We start from the raw sequence: 1278 nt of genomic DNA on the forward strand, positions 1-1278 counted from the left end.
CCCCGAAGATTGCACCAGCGGCGTCTGCGACGATGGAACCTGCGCCGCACCCACCTGCGACGATGGCGTGCAGAACGGCACCGAGACCGATGTCGATTGCGGCGGCAATTGCGGCGCCTGCGATGACGGCCTGATGTGCAACCTCCCCGAAGATTGCACCAGCGGCGTCTGCGAGGGCGGCTCCTGTGCTGTGCCCACCTGCGACGATGGCGAGCAGAACGGCACCGAGACCGATGTCGATTGTGGCGGTGCGTGTGGCGCCTGCGACGACGGCTTGAGCTGCAACCTCCCCGACGATTGCACCAGCGGCGTCTGCGACGATGGAACCTGCGCCGCGCCCACCTGCGACGATGGCGTGCGGAACGGCACCGAGACCGATGTCGATTGCGGCGGCAATTGCGGCGCCTGCGACGATGGCCTGATGTGCAACCTCCCCGACGATTGCGCCAGCGGCGTCTGCGACGACGGAACCTGCGCCGCACCCACCTGCGACGACGGAGTGCAGAACGGCACTGAAACCGACGTTGACTGCGGGGGTGAGACATGCGGCGCCTGCGACACCGCCGGCGCCTGCCTGGTCGCCGAAGACTGCCTGAGCCGCCTGTGCATGGATGGCTTCTGCGCCGCCCCCAACACCCCGCACTACGGTGACGGAAGCGATGGCAGCAGCACGGTCATCTCCGGCGGCACGTTCAACGTCGACGCCGCCAAGACCTCGCTCATCTCCCACACCGCCGACACCCTCACGGTGAGCGACGCCTCGGTCTTCGCGCCGGGCGATGAAGTGCTCGTGATCACCATGAAGAGCACGATTGGCGCCGCCGGCACCCATGAGTTCGCGTTCGTCGAAGCCATCACCGACGACGTGCTCACGCTAAGCACAGCGTTGACCCACGTCTACGACGAGGCCGACACGACGATGGTGCAGCGCGTGCCGCACTACAGCGATCTGATCGTCGACGGCACCCTGACGGCGTCGGCCTGGAATGGCACCCTGGGTGGTGTGGTGGCCTTCCGTGTCTCGGGTACGCTGACGGTCAACGAAGGCGGCCAGATCATCGCCGACGGGCTGGGCTTTGTCGGTGGCGTGCGCGGCGAACGCAGCGGGAGCACGCGCACCGGCGGTCAGGGGGAGACCTTCCTCCGGACCTCGCGAAGCCGCGCCCGCACCAACAACGAAGGCGGCGGGGGCGGAGGCGTCTACGGCGGCTCGGGCTCCGAAGATGACGCCGGCGGCGGGGGCGGCGGCGCGCACGCCACCGCCGGCGCCAACGGGTC

Annotated in this window: 1 pseudogene; it reads left to right on the plus strand. The window is 68.8% G+C overall.

Going from position 1 to position 1278, the window contains the following annotated elements:
• A pseudogene (locus tag FRC96_RS21860) lies at window positions 1-1278 on the plus strand (hypothetical protein); the annotation flags it as partial.

It is taken from the genome of Lujinxingia vulgaris (assembly GCF_007997005.1).
GTDB lineage: Bacteria > Myxococcota_A > Bradymonadia > Bradymonadales > Bradymonadaceae > Lujinxingia.